The 20279-nt window shown below is 50.3% G+C and carries 20 protein-coding genes and 1 tRNA gene; 4 read left to right on the top strand and 17 right to left on the bottom strand.

The features are described 5' to 3' along the window. Positions 1-4 precede the first annotated feature (4 nt). Positions 5-1723, bottom strand: coding sequence for an ATP-binding cassette domain-containing protein (locus AWM70_RS19190; protein ID WP_068699097.1), 1719 nt, complete (start codon positions 1721-1723; stop codon positions 5-7). Continuing rightward, positions 1708-2541: an energy-coupling factor ABC transporter ATP-binding protein gene (locus AWM70_RS19185; RefSeq protein ID WP_169823474.1), complete on the bottom strand. Its 834-nt coding sequence runs from the start codon at positions 2539-2541 to the stop codon at positions 1708-1710. The genes AWM70_RS19190 and AWM70_RS19185 overlap by 16 nt, the downstream gene beginning before the upstream one ends. Before the next feature lie 128 nt (positions 2542-2669). On the opposite strand from AWM70_RS19185, the gene AWM70_RS19180 reads away from it, so the two are divergent. Then, a complete protein-coding gene (locus AWM70_RS19180) occupies positions 2670-3284 on the top strand; it encodes a biotin transporter BioY (RefSeq protein ID WP_206093384.1) in 615 nt (204 codons plus the stop codon). A 133-nt stretch (positions 3285-3417) separates the two neighbouring features. On the opposite strand, the gene AWM70_RS19175 is transcribed toward AWM70_RS19180, so the two are convergent. From AWM70_RS19175 to AWM70_RS19160, 4 genes are all read right to left on the bottom strand, one after another. Further along, positions 3418-4842: an MBL fold metallo-hydrolase gene (locus AWM70_RS19175; protein WP_068699091.1), complete on the bottom strand. Its 1425-nt coding sequence runs from the start codon at positions 4840-4842 to the stop codon at positions 3418-3420. Further along, positions 4839-6515, bottom strand: a complete 1677-nt coding sequence (locus AWM70_RS19170) for an ABC transporter permease (RefSeq protein ID WP_068700859.1) — start codon at positions 6513-6515, stop codon at positions 4839-4841. The genes AWM70_RS19175 and AWM70_RS19170 overlap by 4 nt, the downstream gene beginning before the upstream one ends. A gap of 2 nt (positions 6516-6517) precedes the next feature. After that, positions 6518-7657 (bottom strand): ABC transporter substrate-binding protein, encoded by a 1140-nt coding sequence (locus tag AWM70_RS19165; RefSeq protein ID WP_068699089.1) that lies wholly within the window; start codon positions 7655-7657, stop codon positions 6518-6520. Positions 7658-7766: 109 nt separating this feature from the next. Then, on the bottom strand, positions 7767-8813 hold the full coding sequence (locus tag AWM70_RS19160; protein WP_068699087.1) for an ABC transporter ATP-binding protein: 1047 nt from the start codon (positions 8811-8813) through the stop codon (positions 7767-7769). A gap of 211 nt (positions 8814-9024) precedes the next feature. Here AWM70_RS19160 and AWM70_RS19155 point away from each other — a divergent pair, with 211 nt between their 5' ends. Both AWM70_RS19155 and AWM70_RS19150 read left to right on the top strand, forming a co-directional pair. Further along, positions 9025-9927 carry a LysR substrate-binding domain-containing protein gene (locus AWM70_RS19155; protein WP_068700857.1) on the top strand — a complete coding sequence of 301 codons (903 nt, stop codon included), beginning with the start codon at positions 9025-9027 and terminating at the stop codon, positions 9925-9927. A gap of 132 nt (positions 9928-10059) precedes the next feature. After that, complete coding sequence (locus AWM70_RS19150; RefSeq protein WP_068699083.1) at positions 10060-10920, top strand: CYTH domain-containing protein; 861 nt, start codon at positions 10060-10062, stop codon at positions 10918-10920. Between the two features lie 101 nt (positions 10921-11021). Here AWM70_RS19150 and AWM70_RS19145 read toward each other — a convergent pair whose 3' ends face one another. The 5 genes from AWM70_RS19145 to AWM70_RS19125 all read right to left on the bottom strand — a co-directional run bounded on the left by AWM70_RS19145 (position 11022) and on the right by AWM70_RS19125 (position 13694). Continuing rightward, positions 11022-11762 (bottom strand): SDR family oxidoreductase, encoded by a 741-nt coding sequence (locus AWM70_RS19145; protein WP_068699081.1) that lies wholly within the window; start codon positions 11760-11762, stop codon positions 11022-11024. Between the two features lie 288 nt (positions 11763-12050). After that, a tRNA-Ser gene (locus AWM70_RS19140) sits at positions 12051-12142 on the bottom strand. Between the two features lie 97 nt (positions 12143-12239). Continuing rightward, a complete protein-coding gene (locus AWM70_RS19135; RefSeq protein WP_068699080.1) occupies positions 12240-12449 on the bottom strand; it encodes a DUF951 domain-containing protein in 210 nt (69 codons plus the stop codon). An 80-nt stretch (positions 12450-12529) separates the two neighbouring features. Then, a complete protein-coding gene (locus AWM70_RS19130; RefSeq protein WP_068699078.1) occupies positions 12530-13429 on the bottom strand; it encodes a mechanosensitive ion channel family protein in 900 nt (299 codons plus the stop codon). A 4-nt stretch (positions 13430-13433) separates the two neighbouring features. Next, the gene (locus AWM70_RS19125; protein ID WP_068699075.1) at positions 13434-13694 is read right to left on the bottom strand and encodes a putative Se/S carrier protein; all 261 of its coding nucleotides are present in this window, start codon (positions 13692-13694) and stop codon (positions 13434-13436) included. Between the two features lie 205 nt (positions 13695-13899). Between AWM70_RS19125 and yyaC the strand changes: the two genes are divergently transcribed. Continuing rightward, on the top strand, positions 13900-14508 hold the full coding sequence (yyaC, locus tag AWM70_RS19120) for a spore protease YyaC (protein WP_068699073.1): 609 nt from the start codon (positions 13900-13902) through the stop codon (positions 14506-14508). Here yyaC and AWM70_RS19115 read toward each other — a convergent pair. From AWM70_RS19115 to rsmG, 6 genes are all read right to left on the bottom strand, one after another. Next, positions 14483-14983, bottom strand: coding sequence for a DUF4446 family protein (locus AWM70_RS19115; RefSeq protein WP_068699071.1), 501 nt, complete (start codon positions 14981-14983; stop codon positions 14483-14485). The two genes, yyaC and AWM70_RS19115, sit on opposite strands and share 26 nt — an antisense overlap. A gap of 96 nt (positions 14984-15079) precedes the next feature. Further along, positions 15080-16291: an aminotransferase class V-fold PLP-dependent enzyme gene (locus AWM70_RS19110; protein ID WP_083180429.1), complete on the bottom strand. Its 1212-nt coding sequence runs from the start codon at positions 16289-16291 to the stop codon at positions 15080-15082. A 166-nt stretch (positions 16292-16457) separates the two neighbouring features. After that, complete coding sequence (locus tag AWM70_RS19105) at positions 16458-17297, bottom strand: ParB/RepB/Spo0J family partition protein (protein WP_068699070.1); 840 nt, start codon at positions 17295-17297, stop codon at positions 16458-16460. After that, positions 17290-18051: a ParA family protein gene (locus AWM70_RS19100; RefSeq protein ID WP_068699068.1), complete on the bottom strand. Its 762-nt coding sequence runs from the start codon at positions 18049-18051 to the stop codon at positions 17290-17292. The genes AWM70_RS19105 and AWM70_RS19100 overlap by 8 nt, the downstream gene beginning before the upstream one ends. Before the next feature lie 126 nt (positions 18052-18177). Continuing rightward, positions 18178-18993 (bottom strand): nucleoid occlusion protein, encoded by an 816-nt coding sequence (gene noc / locus AWM70_RS19095; protein WP_068699066.1) that lies wholly within the window; start codon positions 18991-18993, stop codon positions 18178-18180. 556 nt (positions 18994-19549) lie between these two features. Then, positions 19550-20272 carry a 16S rRNA (guanine(527)-N(7))-methyltransferase RsmG gene (rsmG, locus tag AWM70_RS19090; protein WP_068699064.1) on the bottom strand — a complete coding sequence of 241 codons (723 nt, stop codon included), beginning with the start codon at positions 20270-20272 and terminating at the stop codon, positions 19550-19552. Between the last annotated feature and the right edge of the window lie 7 nt (positions 20273-20279).

Genomic DNA, 20279 nt, shown 5'->3' with positions numbered 1-20279 from the left:
TTGCTTACAAACCCTTGATTCGGATCAGATAAAGCATCGCAAAACATGACATGCCAATGAGCACCGCCAGCTTCTCCCACCGTTTATTCCGGGTCAAAGATACGGGCTGCTGCAGCTCTAAAAGAGCGGCACCCTTGATCTCCATGGCCAGAATCCATTCCTCAACAGCCTGGAATAAAGCGACCAACAGCGGGATCACGAATGCGGGAATATCCCGCATAGCCATGCTCCCTTGCCGGTTCGTTCGTTTGCCGCGGGCTCTTGCAATGGTGGAGAACCGGTCTGCTTCCTCCATAATAAGAGGAATGAATCGCAGCACCAGCGAAGCGGACAAGGCCAGCATATCGACCGGAATCCGGAGCCGCTTGAGCGGACGGAGTGAAATCGCAAGCCCCTGCTTCATAGCGGAGGTACTGGTGGAGAGCGTGAAGATCAAAGCGATGATGGTGATTTCAAAAAATAAGAGCAGCCGCCGAAACGTATCGCCTGCGGAAGCAAAGGAAAATCCGATGCCGCTCCTCCCTCCGTCTCCTTGTCCTCCGTGAAGCTGAATCCCCGCTATAAGGATGGCAGCCGCCATCAGCCATAACAGAGGTTTGCACATTCGGAGCAGCTTGCGGCGATCCTCCGGCATCAGAAAATACATACAGAAAGCCGCAACAAACAAAGCGATCCCTGTGCCAAACCATCGGGACTGCAGGATAATGCCGGCCGATATGAGCATATAGACCAGCCATTTAAGCCTCGCATCCATGCTGTACAAGCCGCTCTTGCGCGGAGCAGAGCTGTTTCCGATCTCCGGCTGGTCTTGCGACGCAGGCTTATGCGGCGCCAGAGCTGGGGCAGACAGCTTCTGCTGTTTCGGCTGCCCTGTCCCTGGACTTTCCCCCTTCAGCTTCCGCTCAATGAGATGTGCCACCTGTTCCGGAGTAACGGCGTCTTTCGGTACAGGCAGGCCCGCTTCTATAAGCGACTGCGCAAGCTCCATATGGCTGGTCCATCCAATCCCCGGTTCCATGAGCACATGCGGATTCGCGGCAAGCTCCTCCGGCTTCAGGTCAGCTATTAGCTGCCCTTGATCGAGGACCAGCACCCGGTCGGCAATGGACAGAAAGGTGTCAATTTCATGGGTAACGAGTACGATGCCGGCGCGTTCCTTCCATTGAACAAGCTCCTCCTTAAGCCGAAGGACCGATTTGGCATCCAGTCCGGCTGACGGCTCGTCCAGCAGCAGCCACGGCGCTTCGGCAGCCATAACGCTGGCCAGAGCGACCCGCCGCTTCTGTCCCCCGCTTAACGAGAAAGGAGCGCGGGAAAGAAATGCGGCAGGCAGCCGCTGACCCTCCAGAGCAGCGAAAATGCGGCGCTCTTTGTCCGGTTTTCGGAGACGGTAAGGCCGGAGGGAATAATCAAATTCACCCTGAACCGTACGGGCAAACAGCTGATGCTCGGGAAATTGGAAGGCAACAGCACTGCGCAGCAAAGCAGAGCGGTTCAGCCGCCTGTTGATCCACAGCGGAAGCTCGTCATAATAAACATTTCCGCTGCCCACAGTCATCAACCCGGCCATCGTACGCAGCAGAGTTGTTTTACCAGAACCGGACTTCCCGATGATCAAGGTTAAAGAGCGGTCGTCTGGAAACACGCAATCCACATCTCTCAATAGGGCATGTGAACGTTGCCGGTCAGCGTAGACAGTCACATCCTTTATTGTGATTGGCATCGTTTGACCTCCTCGCTCAATTGCGCTGAGAACAGCGGCCGCGCCTGCAAGAGATAACCGCGCTTATGCAAGCTGCGGGCTACCTGCACCACATAAGGCGGCTCATAACCCAACTGTTCGCACGGGCTGGGCTCTCCGGGATCATAATTCCCAGCTTGATCCTGACCGTAAAAAAATGCCTCCGTTTCGCCGTCATAACGGACATGGCCGTGTTCGAGCAGCAGAATTCGCTCGGCGAAACACAGCTCCTCCATGCGATGCGTCACCCACACGATGGTGGTCCCAAGACGATGGAGTCTGACCGCAGCCTCCATCACCGATTTACGGGAGCCGGGATCCAGCATCGAGGTCGCTTCGTCAAACAGAATCGGATCCGCCCCCGCCCCGAGACAGCATGCGATATTCAGCAGCTGCTTCTGGCCTCCTGATAAATGTTTGACCGGTCTATCAAGCGGTACTGACAAGCCGACCTCATTCAGAAGTTCTCTCATTCGCTTCTCCTTGTCACGAGCGTCCATATCGGTAAGACTTCGCAGACTTAACTGCAATTCTTCGTCAACCGTCTCCCCGAGCAGTTGGGTTTCCGGATTTTGCAGCACCGCATATACCCTATGCCCTGCCGCAAGGACCCGCCGGCCTTCAGACACCGGAAGAAACCCGGACATCACTTTGGATAAGGTACTTTTCCCGCTGCCATTGTCGCCAATTACAGCTGTCCATGACCCTTTAGGAAGTTCGAAAGAGATCTCCTGCAAGGCTGGTTTCCCGGATATATCGCCAACATAATCGACGGTAACCTGTTCAAGCTTCATCATCATTAGCGGAAAAAAATTCATAGTCCATCTACCATTTCCTTTGTAATCATGCTACAATGCGAATTGTTAACCAAGTAGAAAAAATTAGGTTAACAATCAAATTCAATAATTACTCTAGCATAATAAAGGAGATGAGGCAATTGTCTACAACCCTATCTTTAAGAGGAGTAGCGTTCAGTGCTCTATTCGCCGCACTTGTCGTTGTGTTTGGTTATGTCAGCATTCCGCTCGGCTTTACTCCCGTACCGATCACCCTGCAAACCTTGGCCGTTTTGCTTGCCGGAGGGCTGTTGGGTCCCCGGTATGGTTTCTTCAGCATTATAATTGTTGTCGTGCTGACGGCGGTCGGATTCCCATTGCTGCAAGGGAAAGGCGGTTTGGCGGTCATGCTGGGTCCAACAGGCGGATACGTCATCATGTGGCCTTTTGCTGCGTTCATTATCGGCCTTCTGGTTCGCAAGGTAAAAGGGAACGCCTGGCTGCAAAGGTTGTCCGTATTTCTGATTATGTGCTTAGGCTCTTTTCTATTATATGTAACCGGTGTACTCTGGCTCGCGCATGTGACCGGTTTAACGCTGCCGCAAGCAACCGTAGCCGGCATGTACCCTTATATCCCGGGCGATTTGATCAAAGGCGCAGCGGCTACGGCCATTGTGTTGTCCCTCCGGCAGATGTTCCCGCCGGAACGTTTGACCGGGCATGGTTATGAGACCGTTCGCCGGCGGACCCATACCATGGAAGAATAAGAAGAAGAAGCTTGCCGCGCGCCACGCCAAAAGCCACCAAAAGCCGCGTTCTCACGCGGCCTTGGCTTTCTATTCTGCTTCTTTTGCTCCTGGAAGCCCCCTTTTTCCCTTATCTATCCGACATCCCTTCATTTCACAGCATCAGTTCTGCGCCGGGCCTCAGCGAATATACCCCTTGATGCCCCTCCCCCTGCAGTACCCTGCGGACTTCATCCGTCTTTGGTTTAGAAGCATGGACAAGCAGGGTTTGCACGGCCGGAGCTTCATGAAGCATTTTTCTTACATCCGGCAGTCCCTGATGAACTTTGTAGCGGATATGGCGGACCATGCACAACACCTCCTTTATACCCCCCTCCAGTATATTTCGGGCAAAGGTATGCCGGGCGGCATGTCCTGTAATAATAACAGCGTTCCGCTTATTCCCGGCCAGATGTTTGAAATACCAACGGGCTTTAGGGGATTCCATCATCCCATCAGCTGTGAAGATCAGGCAAGGCCCCTTGTTCACCAAGGCTTCCAGACGTTCTTCATCCTGAGAGGGGACCAAGATGCGGTCCAGACAGCTCGCCGTGGCCTGTTCGATTCGTTCCCTCCCCTGCGGCAGCAGCCATTCCGGCTGATCGAGCAAACGCTGCAGCCCCCTCCAGATATTCTCTTCGACAATGAGGTTGCAGGTGTCAAACTGCTCACAGGCCCAGACCAGCATATCCTGTCCCCGCCCGTAAGCCGGCACCGGCAGCAGCACATGACCGCCTGCTTCAAGCGTGTTTCGCGCCACCCGTTCCAGGGCTTTCAGCTTAATCTCCTGCGTCTCCTCATCGCTGCCGTAGGCGTTATCCATAATAACTAGATCGGCAGCATAACCTGACGGCTTAGTCGGCCAGACAGCTTGTTTGGCGGCTGGGTGGCTGGCGTTTTGTCCGGTTCTTTGTCCGGTTCCCTTTGAAAAAGGGCTTCCGCCCTCCCCCGCTTCGTCCTCCATCGGCGAATCGGCAGCAAGCAGCAGTGACTCCCGGCTGTAATCCCCGGAGAAAAAGATCCTCCGGCCCTCAACTTCCAGCCGCAGCCAGACAGCCCCGGCCAGATGGCCGCTTCTTCCCCATTTCAGCCGAATTTCGGGCAGATCGGAACCGGAACCAGGCTCTCCTAGATCCATTTCCGCCCACTGCAGGACGGGGACTAAATCCTCCAGATAACGGAACTTCAAAGCAGCAATATGTTCTTCCGTATAAGGCCGCTCTGCCCCCCGTTCCTTCACATAACGGCCCCAGCTGGCAAAATAGCTGCTTAGCTGCTCCACAGTAGCTTTTGTCGTCCAGATATCTCCCTTATAACCTTGCTTATATAATAACGGAAGAGCCATAGAGTGATCCTCGTGAGCATGCGACAGAAATACCGCCGTCAGCTGCGGGATGATTTCAGGATCAAGGAGCGGATATTGGCCTTCGTCTTCTTTTTTAACGCCGCAGTCAAACAAAATCCGGTGCCGTTCACCGGCGATTAAATAACAGGAGCGGCCGTGTTCGCCCGCCCCTCCCCAAACATGCAATTTCATCATTGTGCATTCCACTTTCTTCTGGAGCCCAGGCTCTCGATAATTAGAAGCATCAAGGTAGTGAAGCCCACCGATACTACCGCCATTGCCATGCCGAGCGATACCTGTCCTTGTTCAAATTGAGCATAAATATAAGTTGCTGAGGTTTGAACCGAAGGCGGCAGGATCAGCAGGGAACCCACCAGCTCACGCGAGGCGATGGTAAAGGTCATGATCCAGCCGGAGAGCATGCCCGGAATAATCAAGGGCAGCGTCACCCGTCTGAAAATATAAAAGGAACGACCGCCAAACACCTGGCCGGCTTGAAATAACGAACCGTCAATTTGACCGGCAGCACTTTTAACGTATTGAACGGTATAAGGCACAAACAAAATCACATAGGTCAGGATGACCATGCCATATGTGTTATACAGATGAACGGGCATCCAGGGCGCGTTCCAAAGCAGGATCAGCCCCACGACCATGACGATGCCGGGGACGGTATTCGGCAGCAGGCTGAACAAATCGACTGTCCGCTGTCCAAGGCTGCGTGAACGCTGAATGACCAGCGCGAACCAAGTGCCAAGCACCCCCGCTATTGTAGAAGCGGCAAGCGACAGCCAGATGCTTGACATCAGCGCTTTCATGCTGGGTGTTCCCCAGGTGAGCAGCTGACGGTAATAATCAAGCGTCCAGTTGTTCCAGGCCAGGCCTACACCTCGCAGCTTCATGGTCGAAGCGGCAATGATCGAGAAATAAGGCACTCCGATCGAGACAACAAGCAGCAGCCCAACAAAAACAGCGCTCAACCCCACGGCCCAGCCCTTCTGCTTCAAAGCCGCATGGCGGCTCCCCTTCCCGCCGACCAGGCTGTAGGTGAACCGTCTGCTCAGCACGGACTGCACATACCACATCAGTAGGCAGGCCGTCAGCAGCAGCGAAGACAAGGTTGTCGCCTTGCCGAAATCAATCGGCCAGCTGGAGATATATTTATGGATTTCCGAGGTCATGACCTCGTATCCGATTCTTTTTCCAAAGGTAGCGGGTGTGCCGAACTCGGCAATCGTCTTCACAAAAATCAGCATGGAGCCCATGCCGTACGCAGACAGCAGCAGCGGAGCGATGATCCGCCGAAAGCGGTACAGAAACGGAGCTCCCATAACGGCCGCCGCTTCCTCCATGCTGCCTCCGATCCGCTCAAGCGCGCCGCGCAGCAGCAAATAAAGGAATGGAAACAGATGCAGGCTCATAATCAGGATCATTCCGCCGAAGGTAAAGAAATAGGGCGTAATCCGCGACATAAACGGCATAAGCTGCTCCAGATACCCATTCTTCTGCATAAACAGGATCCAGCCCATCGACCCGATATAAGGCGGGGTCATAAAAGGAATAAGCAGCACCACATCCAGCCACTTCCAGCGGCCGATTCGTGTATGGGCCATGACCCAGGCCAGCGGCAGGGCAAAAGCGGTGGTGCCGGCAATGACGCAAATCCCCAGCCAGACAGAACCCAGCATAACCCCGGTTAGCTCGGAATCGGCCAGGGTGCGGAAAGGAGCTGACCACTGCAGCTCCCCGTCCCGGTACACCGTTTGAACAAAAATCTCAACCAGTGGAACAACAATCAATACTGCAAGGACGAGCAAGGCCAGCAGAACCGACCATGCCCGTAAAGATTTAAGAGCCCCGAACTTCATCATTATTTAAACATCTTCGTAAATTTTTCGGTAATGTCGGCGCCGTTCTCGTTCATCCAGTTCCAATCCACTTTAAATTGCGGGATTTCATTGAGATTGGCCCGATTCTCAGCCTTGATGTCTGTACGTCCTGGCAGCAGCGCGGCATCAGAGACCAGCTTCTGAGCTTCGTCGGACAGCAGGTAATCAATAAAAGCTTTGGCATTGGCTTCGTGCTGTGTCGATTTCAGGATGGCTGCCGGACGTGGGCTGATCACCGTACCTTCTGCCGGATACACGATATCCACGGGTTCGCCTTTTTGTTTCGCTTTATAAGTCATATAGTCAACTGCTGCGGCTACAACTCCTTTAGCGCCAGTAATTACCGGGTCGAGCGCTTCTTGGTTGGCGCCGGCCATGGCCACGCCATTTTTCTTATAATCTTCGAACAGCGACCAGCCGCTGTCCCCTTTAAGGCTCAGGTAACCGGTCATAAAATCAAGCGCCGAGCCGGACAAGGATGGATCCGGAATGTTGACTTGGTCCTTGAATTCAGGTTTCGCTAAATCTTCCCATGAAGCCGGAGGGGTCTTGACCAGTTTGGTGTTGTAAGCAATGCCGAGTGCCGATGCGCTTGTGCTGAAATAGTTGCCTTCAGGATCGGACCAATCCGGATTCAGCTTGTCCGCATTAACCGCATCCGGGTAAGGCAGGGTTAATCCCTCGTCTTTCAGGCCCTGAGCGGAAGGAAGCGAAGCCAGAATAACAACGTCGGCTACCGGGTTCGCTTTCTCGGCTTCCATACGGGCCAGAATCTTGCCTGTTGTTCCCTGGAACATTTCTACCTTGACGCCCGTTTTGGCTTCGTAGCCTTCGATCAGTTTCGTAGCCAAACCTTCCGGACCAGCAGAATACACAGTCAGCTTCTTGTCTGCAGAGGCTGTTGTCGTATTGCTGCTGCTATCCGTTGAAGATGAAGCTGCGCCGGCTGAATTCGAGGAGGTGTTGAGGCCTCCATTTGAAGCTGCCGCCCCATTCGCTGCTGCGTTGGATGCCGCGTTGTTCCCGCAGCCGGCCAAAGCCAGGCCGAAGGTCAAAGCCAGGGCCAGCGCAGTGCTTTTTCTCCATTGAAATCTCTTCCTGATCGGTGTGAAATTCAACATCGTTTCATTCCCCCTAAATTTACTTCAATTTGGTCAACTTCCATTCGGTTTTAACTTCGCTGCTAAAGGCTATGCCGCCGATTTCTGCTGCTTGCCATACTTCACTTCCTTATTCCCCAATTCCAGCAGGTACAGCAAACGGGATGATCCGGCCTTCCGGGAGATACACGGTCAGACGGCTGCCTTCCCCCACCCGGCTGTGATGATAAGCGGTCCAGACCTGCTGCTGGCCCGCTGCCCGGATATGCAGTTCATACCGGTCTCCCATATAACTGACATGCAGGACCTCCACCTCAAAGCCCTCATAGGATTCGCCCTGCACCGGCTCTAACCGGAGATGCTCCGGCCTGAACATGGCTGCAGAACCGGCAGAGGCTTCCACGGACCCTTGCGCAGACCCGGCCCTGTCTTCGCTTCCCAGATTCAGCCAGTTGGACTTGCCGATAAACCGAGCCACAAACGGGTCGGCAGGCTGCCCGTAGACCTCCTCCGGCGTGCCGGATTGGAGAATGCGCCCTCCCTGCATGACCACAACCTCATCGGACATGGACATCGCTTCAATCTGGTCATGCGTGACGTACAAAGCGGTAAGCCCCATATCGCGAACGAGCGAGATCATCTCCACGCGCATCTCTTCGCGCAGCACGGCATCCAGCGCACTCAGCGGTTCATCGAACAACACCAGCCGAGGCTGCACCGCTGCCGCCCGGGCAAAAGCAACCCGCTGCTGCTGCCCGCCGGACAGCTGGTGGGGGTAGCGGTGTTCCATCCCGCCCAGCTTGACCTTCTCCAGCGCTTCCATGACCGTCTCACGGAGCTCCTGGGTCCGGCGGCTTGTCCGCAGGCCGAAGGCTACATTTTCAAATACCGTCATATGCGGCCAAAGGGCAAAATCCTGAAAAACCATACCAACCCCCCGTTTGTGAGGCGGTGTTTCCTTCTGCCCGGGTCCAGCGAACAATACCTCGTCACCGAAGGAGATTGTACCTTGATCCGGTGTTTCCAGACCGGCGATCATCCGCAGCAGTGTTGTTTTGCCGCAGCCGGACGGCCCGAGCAGAGTCGTAAATTTGCCTTGTTTAACTGTCAGATCGGTGGGATGCAGCGCCGTAGTGCTGCCGAATGTTTTGCCCAGCCCCCTTATATATAAATCCATAACATTACCTTCCTTGCTTCAGTTAACTGGTAAACAGCGTGCTGCTTACCTCTATTAGTCTACTTGCCGAGTTCAAAGCCTGTGTTATTGCCAAGTTAAAACAAAATTAATTGTTTCAATGAATTGTTTTAACATTCATAGATTTAATCTATATATAGGGATGTTTTTAAACGTCCGTCCAGAAGGGACAAGAGGTGAGTCTATGGAAATGATGAATTTGAATCTATTGAAACTTCGTATCGTAGAGCTGCTGGAGAAGCATCATAAAATTACAACAGTCGCTGAAATCCTCGAGCTGAAGCAGCCAACCGTAACCTTTCATATGAAAAATATGGAGCGGGACTTCGGCGTCAAATTGTTCGATACCCGTATGGGCAAGATCATTTTGACCGACGCAGGATACGCCCTGCATCATTACGCCGTCAAGATCGGTGCTCTCGCCGCTGAAGCCCAGCGGGCCGTCACGGAGTTTGATGCTCTACGCAAAGGCAGCCTGCGCATCGGGGCCAGTTACGTGCCTGCGACTTATCTTCTGCCGGAGGTGCTGCATCGCTTCTCCACTAAGTACCCAGGCATCCATATCTCTTTGTCCGTCAAAACTGCCCCGGCGATCCGCGACATGCTGGAGAAACACAGCATCGACCTGGGCATTATCTCGACCGAACCTTTTATGTCGCCCGAGCTGCAGACCGAGACGATCTGCGAAGATGATCTTGTGCTGATCTTCTCTCCGAACCATATATTAGCTGCAGATCCCCAGCCTACCGCCGAGCAGATCGCCTCCTCCTCCTTTGTACTCCACGGCGCGGAGTCGAGCACCCGCCGTCTTACGGAGAGGTGGCTGGAAGGCAATCGCCGCCGCCTTCCCTCCTACCTGGAGTTCGATTCGCTGGAGGCGATTAAGCAAGCTGTTATTCTTGGGGAGCACGTCTCTTTCGTCTCCAGAATGGCTGTAGAGGCGGAATTGAAGCAGGGGCTGCTGGAGATGAGAGAGATTCCGGGGAATGAATTTAAACGCCATATCTATATGGCCACCAATAAGAATCGCCACCGTTCTGCTCTGCTGAGCAAATTTACCGAGCATTTGATAGAATGCCTGAAGCTTGTCCAATAATAAATCTTGGGGGGCCTCAAGAATTTATTCCATTTTTTTACCGGCCTGTTGAGCTGCTTTGACACCCTATTGATACACCCCCTTTAAAGTGAAGCCTGTAAGGATTTCAAACCATTTTAAAGGAGTGACGATATGAATTTTCATGTCAAAATCGCCAAATCCATCACTGCTCTTACGTTAACGGCCGCAGTCCTGCTGACAGGCTGGAGTGGAACCCAGGAGGCCCGGGCCGCATCCAACGCTGTCCCGTCCTATGAAGTAAAGTTCTTGCTGGATGCTAATCAAGTGCTGAACAGTGACGGCTCCCTGCAAAGCTCGGTAACCCATACTTTTGGCATTAACGAACCTGCGGCCAGACAGCTGGTCGAATATTTTGATACGGATGGACTGGATCTGAATGACTCGGGCTGGAATGTAAGATTCCGGAAAAAAGAGGATAAGAAAAAATACGAGCTTACCTATAAGAAACGTTTTTCGATCACCAACGGGGACATTGAAGCCGCCCTTACCGCCGCCAACAAAGCCGGGTTCGATTCCTCGGACGACAACTATAAAGCGGAAATCGACTGGGGTTACGGCAAGCAGACGCTGAGCTTCTCGAACGATAAAGACCAGTCCGCCCCGGCCGGCCTGTCGCTGCCTTCGGAGCATGAGGCACTGGACATCCTGGTCGATAACATCCCCGGCAAGCTGGAGAAGACCCATTCAAGCGGGTGGGGCAAAGATACGCTGAAGAAATCCCGTGCCCACGGACCGATTGAAGTCAGCAAATACAGCGGCGAATTTAACGGCCTGGACACAGACATTGAGGTATGGCCGATTCGCACTGCCGATGGAGCAGGCATGGAAAATTTGATTGAAATTTCGTTCAAAACAGACAGCTATTCGATAGCGGCAGCTAACCGCACCCAGCTGATGAGCCTGCTGGACAGCCAAGGCTGGCTGGTGCACGCGGATTCGCTTAAAACCAATCTGGTTCTGGAGCGCTATTAAGGTAAGGGATCATTTAATATAGAAGCCCAGCAAAAGGAAAATAGAAAGAGGCCTGCTCCTAGGGGAACAGACCTCTTTCTATTTCTATTTCTGCTTTGATCTTAAATAAAACCGCCGTTCACACGCAGCGTTTGTCCAGTCACCCATTGCGATTTCTCGCTAACCAGAAATTCAATGACATTGGCAATGTCCTCCGGTTCGCCGAGGCGTCCGAACGCGTTCATTTTCTTAATACCTTCAATTTGCTGTTCCGTCTTGCCTACGTTAAACAGCTCGGTATTAACCGGTCCAGGCGCAACGGCATTAATCGTAATTTGCTTAGGACCAAATTCTTTGGCCAGCTGGCGGGTGAACTGCTCTACCGCCCCTTTGGTACCGGCATACACACTGTATCCCGGGAACATTTGACCAACAACCGAAGTAGAGATATTGATAATCCGGCCGTAATCGGACATATATTTCATCGCCTGCTGGATTGCAAAATAAGTACCTTTGACATTGACGCCAAACTGCTTGTCAAAGTCCGCCTCCGTCATTTCCGCCAGCGGTTTCGTAATCATCAGACCTGCGTTGTTAACCAAAATATCCACTTTGCCGTAAGCATTAATCGTTTCCTGGAACAGCTTCTCGATTTCACTGAACACGGCGAGATTTGCCTGAACTGCTACGGCCTCCCCGCCCTTCTGTTTAATCTGGGCCACCGCTTCCTCTGCTTTCTCCGGATTGCTGGAGTAGTTAATCACTACCTTGGCTCCTAAGCCTGCCAGCTGATCTGCAATTTGGCGGCCAATTCCTCTCGATGATCCTGTAACAATCGCTACTTTACCCGTTAATGTTGTCATTATAATCTTCCTTTCTCTACTGGTGAGATAAACTTATTGGTTTGTCATTACCTTATTGTGATCCTAATATAACATATCAACATTCAAATGACAATAATTATATTTTGTCATTTGAACTGTATATAGCTCTTTTACCTAATTGCTTATGTCCTGTTATCTGTTATCTATTGTCTGTTGTCGTAATAAATAAACCATAACGCAAAAAGACCCTCTACGTTCATCACGTAGAAGGTCTCGTTTCAGTAAAGTGAGGTAATTATATCCTGCTCGTAAGCAGATTAACTATGGTGGCGGAAAGAGAGGGATTCGAACCCTCGCACGCCTTGCGACGCCTAACTGATTTCGAGTCAGTCCCCTTATGACCTCTTGGGTACCTTTCCGCAGCATATATGATTGTACCATGCTTGTAGGCATCTTGCAAGACTACCTATGCAAAAAAAGTCAATCACGGTTATTCGCCGTTTTCCCTGCCGTCCTTCATTCTGGCTCGGCAGGTGCTGCCGGACGGATAACCTTTTTCATATTTTTCTCGAACTTGGCTCTGGGAATCAGCACGCTGTGCTTACAGCCTACACATTTAATGCGAATATCCATGCCCATGCGAATGATTTCCATTTCGTTGCTTCCGCAAGGATGGTTTTTCTTCATTTGTACGATGTCGCCAAGCTGAAAGGATTTCCGTTCCATACCTGCTCCCCCTCTATTTATATCTTCACTGCCGGTTCGCCTGATTGAACCCAAACCCTCTGGTTACACGGTCTGTCTGATTATGCTCCCCCGCCCGCTTGCTCCCGGGCTGCCAGTCTCGCTTCCTCCCGCTCAAGGGCTTCTTTTGCATAGGCCTTGATCTGACGCTCTAAGTCGGCGCGAATCCCCGGCTGGCATTCTGCTGTAATCCTCACTACATATTCGCTTGTGGTCAAGGATTGGACACCAACGACATGAGGAATTTCCGTCACCAGCGCATTGTCTTCTTTAAGCTGGGCCATGGCATCCTTCAGTAAATCTAATGCTTCATCAAGCTTTCTGGTGTTGCTGAATGGCAGATCCACCAAAGCCAGCGAGTTATTGATCGAATAGTTGGTGACGGTCGTAATCATGCCGTTCGGAATAATCTGCACCTCTCCCGTCCAGCTGATCAGCCGGGTGGACCGGAGGCCAATCATCTCAACCGTTCCTTTGACCCCGGCAATTTGAACAACGTCGCCAACCGCAAACTGATCTTCAAAGATCACAAAAAATCCCGTAATGACATCCTTCACCAGACTCTGTGCGCCAAAGCCGATCGCAAGTCCCACAACACCGGCTCCTGCAATCAGGGGTCCAAGGTTAACGCCTATCTCCCCTAATATAAGCATAATCATAATGAAATTGCTAACGATTGTCGTTACATTTTTAAGAAGCTCGCCAACGGTTACAAATCTCCGCGGATTCACGGTTAACCGACTTTTCTCCCTTCGCTCCAGGGAGTTGTCAATTATCTTATAGATCAGCCGGACAAATAACCGGGTAATCACCAGAATAATCGCGATCCGGATACCGGAGAACAAGATGTTCTCCCACATCGCCGTATCGGTTAGTTTATCCCAGACCTTATCCTTCCAGGTTGTAGCCGCTTCGATTACTTCTTGTGCATCGTTGACCTCTCCTACCAGAAACCGGTTCATCGGATCAAACCTCCTCTAGTTGTATTTCTTGATAAACCTCGTCCTCGAGTTTGTAGATGCCCCTGATTTCTACTTTCTCCTCCCGGATCATATGGACGACTCGCTCCAGCAGCTCGGGCGGAAATTGAATAGACAGCGCACAGCCTGCCGTAATCGACTTGGGCGTCGGGAATAGATCAAATTCAAATTCTAAATATTCCATCAGCGTTTCAGAACGAAGTGCCTGCTGTGTGGAATCAAATGCCATGACCAGCCAATCCTCCATACGGATCCTCCTAAATCTCTTCTTGTATTGAAGTATAAAAATCTCCCGTTTTCCATATACTGACTACTACAACGTTGTCCTATACTCTAGGATCGGTCAAGCTCGCTTTGCTTCTACCGACTTTCCGCTTCCATCCATTTTTTCCAATTCCGTCACACAGCTGCTGCTGCATATATTTTATCTCAAAATAAGGAGAGAAGCCTCTATGTCCCAATTGGAATCCATTTCCGGTGTACAGGCCACCCCATACTTAAAAATCTCCCATACGGAACCGGGAGTTCATTCTGCACTTATTCATCGCCTTCTGCTCCATTTTAAGCAAATGGCTTATCACCGTCCAATTGTTGTTGTCTGTATCGGGACTGATCGTTCCACAGGAGACTGCCTGGGACCTCTGGTAGGGTCCGCCCTTTCCAAGCTTGACCCTACGCTGTTTCATTTGTACGGAACTCTTGAGCAGCCGGTTCATGCTATGAACCTGCAGGATACATTAACTCTCATTAACCAAACCTATGAACACCCATTCATCATCGGCATTGATGCCTGTCTGGGACAATCCTCCAGTGTTGGCTGCATTCAAATTGTGGAGGGTCCTCTTCGGCCAGGAGCTGGCGTAAATAAAGAATTACCGCCGGTTGGCGATATCCATCTGACTGGCATCGTCAATGTCGGCGGCTTTATGGAATACTTTGTTCTTCAAAATACTAGGCTTAGCCTCGTGATGCGTCTATCTGATATTATTGCAAGCAGTCTTTACTCCGCGATTAAAGAATGGAGACGCAGCAGCTTTAGCCCTCTTGCTCAGCCAGAATAATGGCCTCCCGCTCTTCCGATGACAACAAATAGGTGGATTCACCTTGTTTAAGCGGTTTGGCGTATACATAAGACCCATCCCGGTTAAACAATCCTGTCAGCACTACTCCATCCTTCATTTCATTGATGATTGCAATGGAGAAGCTCAGGTCGCTTCCGGTTTCGGCATAAGCGTTGTAGCGCTTTATGCCTATTTTTGCTTTCTGCTTAGGGATAATGGATTCGAGAAGCTGCAGTTGCCGCTGCTGTTTCCCATGTTCCTCCTCCACCTCATCCAGCTGTATCTTCAGATTCAGCAGCAAGCTTTCCAAATCTTCAACGCCGGTTCCCTTCATCATCAGCTCATATTTCCTGCGCATCTTTCTGAGCTTTGCCCCTTGGACAAAATTCCAAACCAGCAGCCACAACACCAATACAGCCAGAGCCCCAACCAGAGCAAACAGCTGATCTGAAATGAGATCGTTCAATTCCTGCATGTGAATGTTCTTCTCCTTTTAATTGCCGAAGTTCATGATGAATGAATAATCCAGCTTCTATCGACTCTAGCTTCATTCCATACTTTCTTTATTTAATCAGCCTCTGGACAGCTCTGCAACCGCCCGGATCAGCGTTTCAACCTCATGCTCTTGCGTGCTATAACCAACACTAACCCTTACTGCTCCCGTCTCCGTCGTTTGAGATTGGCTATGTCCCAGCGGGGTACAATGATAGCCAGCCCGAACCGCAATCCCATATTTCCGATCCAGCTGGAATGCCGTTTGAGCGGGATCCTGATTCTCCAAAATAAAGGATACGATCCCAGTCCGCGGCTCTCCTAAGGCGGGACCTAACAATTTCACCCCGCTCAGCTTCTGCAAATTCTCCACGATCGTTTGGGTCAGCGACCATTCATGTTTGTAAATTTGTTCCACGCCAATATTTAATATTGCCTCTGCGCCGGCTGCCATTCCGGCAATGCCTGGAACATTTGGTGTGCCCGCTTCATAACGGTCAGGCCGGATATTCGGCTGCTCCGGCTCCTCGGATTGACTGCCCGTTCCTCCGTGCATTTGCGGCTCTAGCTGCACCTCCGGGTGAATATAAAGTCCGCCTGTCCCTTGCGGACCAAGCAGCCCTTTATGCCCGGGGAATGCCAGCATATCGATCCCCATCCGCTCAACATGAAGCGGCAAATTGCCAACCGACTGGGCACCATCCACGAGCATCAGTGCTCCATGCTCATGTGCCAATTGAGCAAGCTCTTCAACGGGCAAAATGCAGCCAAGCAAATTGGAACTATGGGTAGCAATAACCAGTTTAGTATGGGCGCGGAACAGCTTTTTAACAGCTTCCATATTAATCCGCCCGGACATGGTCACAGGTACATAATCGACTTCTATTCCTTGGGTTCGTTTCAGGAACTCAAGCGGCCGCCTTACCGAATTATGTTCCAGCATGGTGGTGATCACATGATCCCCAGGCTGAAGCAGTCCTTTAATGGCCAAATTTAGGGCCATCGTGGCATTCTGAGCAAAAGCAACATCATTTGGATTTCCAAATCCTAGAAGCTTGGATAAAGTTAATCTGGCCTTATTCATCACCCTGCCAGCCTGCAGGGACATGCCGTGAGTACCACGTCCCGGACTTCCCGCCATCAACGTTACGGAATCCATCATGGCATCGATTACCGTTTGAGGTTTGGGCCAAGAGGTGGCTGCATAATCCAAATATATCCTTTCCTTCGGTTCCAGAAGTGATCCCTCCCTGCTCTCCTCTTTGCTTCGGTTTCTTTCGTTTGCTCTCATCTCTATTTGTATTCAGCTTAATTAGATGATTCCTCGGAACAGCTGCTTTTGGCGGTCCCTAACTGGCTTAATCCCTTCACTGTTAATTAAATCATTTCAGAGCAAAGTTCCGATAAACAAGAAGACACATCTATCTCGGAATCAAGACAGATATGTCATCATCGACTTATTGGAGCAAATCGAGTAAACGCTGCAGATCCTGTTGACTGTAATAATTGATTTCAATTTTGCCTTTATCTTTACTGGCTTTAATTTTTACAGTTGTTTTATAGCGATCACGAAGAACCTCTTCCACTTCCTCAATATAGGGGTCCCGTTTCTTTTGAACCGGCTTAGGCTTTTCTTTCCCCTTCCGATCGAGCTGCTGCACCGCATCCTCCAGTTGGCGGACACTCCATTCCCCTTCGATACACTGTTCAGCAAGCTGCTTGATCATCTCCGGATGTTTTAGTCCGACCAATGCTCTTGCATGGCCCATAGATAATGTTCCACGTGAAACATAATCCTTGACCTCTTCCGGCAAAGATAATAAGCGGAGGAAGTTAGCAATGTGAGATCTGGATTTGCCCACCTTCATGGATAATTCTTCCTGTGTCAATTGGAATTGATCCATAAGTCCCTGATACGCTACTGCAACCTCCATCGCATTTAAGTTCTCACGCTGGAGATTCTCGATAAGAGCAATTTCCATCACTTGCTGGTCCGTGAAGTTCCGCACAACTGCAGGAATGGTTTCTTTTCCACAGTATTGAGAAGCACGGAAACGGCGTTCCCCGGCAATAATCTCATAGCCTTTAAGAACACTCCGAACGATGATCGGCTGAATGACGCCATGCTGACGGATTGACTCGGCCAGCTCTTTAATGGCTTCTTCATCAAACGATTTTCTTGGCTGGTAAGGGTTCGCACGAAGCTGCTTTAATGCAATTTCCACCACTTTATCGTCTTCATTAACGGATAGCGAAGGAATTAGAGCGTCAAGTCCTTTACCAAGGCGTTTACTCATAAGAGACCACTTCCTTTGCTAACTCTAAATAAACCTCTGCTCCTTTAGAACGGGGATCATAAGTCATAATCGTTTGTCCATGCGAAGGCGCTTCGCTCAAGCGGACATTGCGTGGAATAACCGTTTTGTAGACCTTCTGTTGAAAATATTTTTTCACTTCTTCAATCACCTGAATACCAAGATTCGTACGGGCATCAAACATAGTTAACAAGACACCTTCGATTTCAAGCGAAGTATTCAAATGTTTTTGCACCAACCGAACGGTATTAAGCAATTGGCTGAGTCCCTCCAGTGCATAAAACTCACATTGGATCGGAATCAGAACGGAGTCGGCAGCCGTCAGAGAATTCAAAGTTAAAATGCCCAGAGACGGAGGGCAATCAATCAGAATGTAATCATAGTCATTTTTTACAAGCTGCAAGGCTTTCTTTAACCGAACCTCGCGGGAGATCGTAGGAACCAATTCAATTTCGGCACCTGCCAGTTGAATGGTGGCTGCAATCACATCCAATCCTTCCACTTGCGTAGGTGTAATAGCTTCTCTAGGATGGATTTCATTGATCAGCACATCATAAATACAATTGGGAACATCTGCCTTATTTATGCCTACACCGCTTGTTGTATTTCCCTGCGGATCAATATCGACCAGCAGCACTTTTTTACCGATTAAAGCAAGACCAGCACCTAAATTGACGGAAGTCGTTGTTTTTCCAACCCCGCCCTTCTGATTTGCTATGGCAATAGTTTTAGACAACCTGTTCACCTCAATATTCTTAGAAATCTTCTTGTAGCTCGGAAGTTGATCATGGGCTGCTAATTCCTACAAAAAGACGCAAAAAGCGGCCTCCTCTGCCGCTCCTGGATCACCATTCCATACTGATTAGCGTTTTGGAATTTGTATCACGATCTCATAATGATCTTCATGATCGGTTTCCGAAGTCTTAATCTCCAAGCCCGAGTCATTGACCATATCGATGGATTGACGAATCGTATTCAAGGCCAAACGGACATCCTTCGTAAAAGAAATCCGTTTCTTCTTTTTAGTTTTCGCAACTTCTTTATAGAAAGCAATTCTTGCTTCGGTTTGTTTCACATTCAGTTCCTTCGAAATAATTTCTTCCAAAACCTTTTGCTGCAATTCTTCCGTGTCCAAGGACAATAACGCACGTGCATGACGCTCCGTAATCTTCCGTTCCATTAAGGCATTTTTCACGATTTCAGGAAGCTGAAGCAAACGAATTTTGTTCGCGATGGTGGATTGGCTTTTTCCCAAACGCTGGGCCAGACTCTCCTGCGTCAATTGATGCAGGTCAATCAAGTTCTGATAAGCCACGGCTTCTTCAATCGAAGTGAGCCCTTCTCTTTGCAGATTCTCAATCAGCGCTATTGAAGCCGCCTGCGAATCATTAAAATCACGAATAATCGCCGGGATCGTCTCCAAACCTAACTTCTTGACAGCTCTCCAGCGGCGCTCTCCAGCTATAATTTCATACGTATTGTTGCGAAAGCGAACCACAATAGGTTGGATGACACCATGAGTTTTGATCGTCTGGCACAATTCCTCGATCTTCTCATCGTCAAAAATGGTACGTGGCTGATAAGGACTTCCAACAATCTCATCAACCGGAATTTGCTTAACCTCATCCCCAGCGCTTCGCTCAGTCAAACCAAACAATTTAGAAAATTGTTCTTTCATTCCGCAGATTACCACCTAGTTTCATAGTTTCATAAAGGTTGTCCTTTATGATTTCCCTAAAACACCTTTACGACGTATGTCGGGACATCAATGAGACCCGTTCTTTTCTCCATATGTAAAAAAGCATCTCTTAAAGACGCAAGAAAAGTGGTTACGGGATACCTCTATTCTACCACTTTTTTCTCTATAATCCTATTCTATTCCATCACGTATTTTGAATTTTACATTCCTAATGTTTCACGTGGAACAAAAGGAAATATTCCCACATAGTGGAACTAATTAGGTGATTGTCAAAAAGAATTCCGTGTCCCTTGCCTTTTCTTAGCTCTCCTGAGTTAGCCTAGGCCCCGCCCGCACTGGTTCCCTCCTATTCACACAACCCTAAAAATTCATTTTATTCAGAGTCTTCAACAGCCTTTGCCTGTGGAATTCCCACAAAAAAAGGCGCCCGAGGGCCCCCTTTTATAAATCATCATCTGAATTCGCATCTGCAATTCGCTAACCCCATAGCTCCATCCCACCCCGCGTAACACGAACGTGTCTTTCTCTTGTTCCTTTACACCAGCGGTGCCTTGAGCGGCGTCCCCGCTTTGCGTGGATATTTTCCAGGTGTAGCCTGCACTTTATCTACCAGGATGATATGCCGGCTTGAGTCGGATACGGGCAGTTCGAATTGGAAAGATTGTTTAACCTTGCCTTTAAGTTCCTTAAAGCTGCGTCCCGCTTCCTTCACTTCTTCGTTTGGATCCGTCCCTTTCATCGCCGCGAACATGCCCCCAACCTTCACGAAAGGCAGGCAAAATTCATTCAGCACGGCCATCCGCGCCACCGCGCGAGCAGTGACAAGATCATAGCTGTCACGGAAGCCGGGCTGGCGGGCAATATCTTCGGCGCGTCCATGCACCAGCTTGACCTGCTTCAGCTTCAGTTCATCGGCGACATGCTGCAGGAATGTAATCCTTTTGTTCAAAGAATCGACGATCGTCAGCTGCAAATGAGGGAAAACAATCTTTAGCGGAAGGCCCGGAAAGCCGGCCCCCGAACCGATATCGGCCAGAGAACCGACTTTGTTCATATCTACATAGAAAGCCAGAGACAACGAGTCGTAAAAATGTTTGATATACACCTCTTCACGTTCCGTAATCCCGGTCAAATTCATCTTCTCGTTCCAGCTGACCAGCTCGCGGTAATACGCTTCAAACTGATCAAGCTGTTCTTCGTTCAGCGTAATGCCCTTCTCTTCCAGCAAGCCGGTGAACTGGGCTTGGACTTGATCCATCTCCGGC

Source organism: Paenibacillus yonginensis (genome assembly GCF_001685395.1).
GTDB lineage: Bacteria > Bacillota > Bacilli > Paenibacillales > Paenibacillaceae > Fontibacillus > Fontibacillus yonginensis.
This window is presented reverse-complemented; position numbering and strand designations above follow the sequence as displayed.

Coding starts and splice junctions, on each gene's coding strand:
- AWM70_RS19180 (WP_206093384.1), top strand. CDS start 2,670: ATGAGGCAATTGTCTACAACCCTATCTTTAAGAGGAGTAGCGTTCAGT.
- AWM70_RS19115 (WP_068699071.1), bottom strand. CDS start 14,983: ATGCAGGAATTGAACGATCTCATTTCAGATCAGCTGTTTGCTCTGGTT.
- AWM70_RS19125 (WP_068699075.1), bottom strand. CDS start 13,694: ATGGAGGATTGGCTGGTCATGGCATTTGATTCCACACAGCAGGCACTT.
- AWM70_RS19165 (WP_068699089.1), bottom strand. CDS start 7,657: ATGTTGAATTTCACACCGATCAGGAAGAGATTTCAATGGAGAAAAAGC.
- AWM70_RS19130 (WP_068699078.1), bottom strand. CDS start 13,429: ATGAACCGGTTTCTGGTAGGAGAGGTCAACGATGCACAAGAAGTAATC.
- rsmG (WP_068699064.1), bottom strand. CDS start 20,272: ATGGATCAAGTCCAAGCCCAGTTCACCGGCTTGCTGGAAGAGAAGGGC.
- AWM70_RS19105 (WP_068699070.1), bottom strand. CDS start 17,297: ATGAGTAAACGCCTTGGTAAAGGACTTGACGCTCTAATTCCTTCGCTA.
- AWM70_RS19175 (WP_068699091.1), bottom strand. CDS start 4,842: ATGATGAAATTGCATGTTTGGGGAGGGGCGGGCGAACACGGCCGCTCC.
- AWM70_RS19185 (WP_169823474.1), bottom strand. CDS start 2,541: ATGATGATGAAGCTTGAACAGGTTACCGTCGATTATGTTGGCGATATA.
- AWM70_RS19155 (WP_068700857.1), top strand. CDS start 9,025: ATGAATTTGAATCTATTGAAACTTCGTATCGTAGAGCTGCTGGAGAAG.
- AWM70_RS19190 (WP_068699097.1), bottom strand. CDS start 1,723: ATGCCAATCACAATAAAGGATGTGACTGTCTACGCTGACCGGCAACGT.
- yyaC (WP_068699073.1), top strand. CDS start 13,900: ATGTCCCAATTGGAATCCATTTCCGGTGTACAGGCCACCCCATACTTA.
- AWM70_RS19135 (WP_068699080.1), bottom strand. CDS start 12,449: ATGGAACGGAAATCCTTTCAGCTTGGCGACATCGTACAAATGAAGAAA.
- AWM70_RS19145 (WP_068699081.1), bottom strand. CDS start 11,762: ATGACAACATTAACGGGTAAAGTAGCGATTGTTACAGGATCATCGAGA.
- noc (WP_068699066.1), bottom strand. CDS start 18,993: ATGAAAGAACAATTTTCTAAATTGTTTGGTTTGACTGAGCGAAGCGCT.
- AWM70_RS19110 (WP_083180429.1), bottom strand. CDS start 16,291: ATGAGAGCAAACGAAAGAAACCGAAGCAAAGAGGAGAGCAGGGAGGGA.
- AWM70_RS19170 (WP_068700859.1), bottom strand. CDS start 6,515: ATGAAGTTCGGGGCTCTTAAATCTTTACGGGCATGGTCGGTTCTGCTG.
- AWM70_RS19160 (WP_068699087.1), bottom strand. CDS start 8,813: ATGGATTTATATATAAGGGGGCTGGGCAAAACATTCGGCAGCACTACG.
- AWM70_RS19150 (WP_068699083.1), top strand. CDS start 10,060: ATGAATTTTCATGTCAAAATCGCCAAATCCATCACTGCTCTTACGTTA.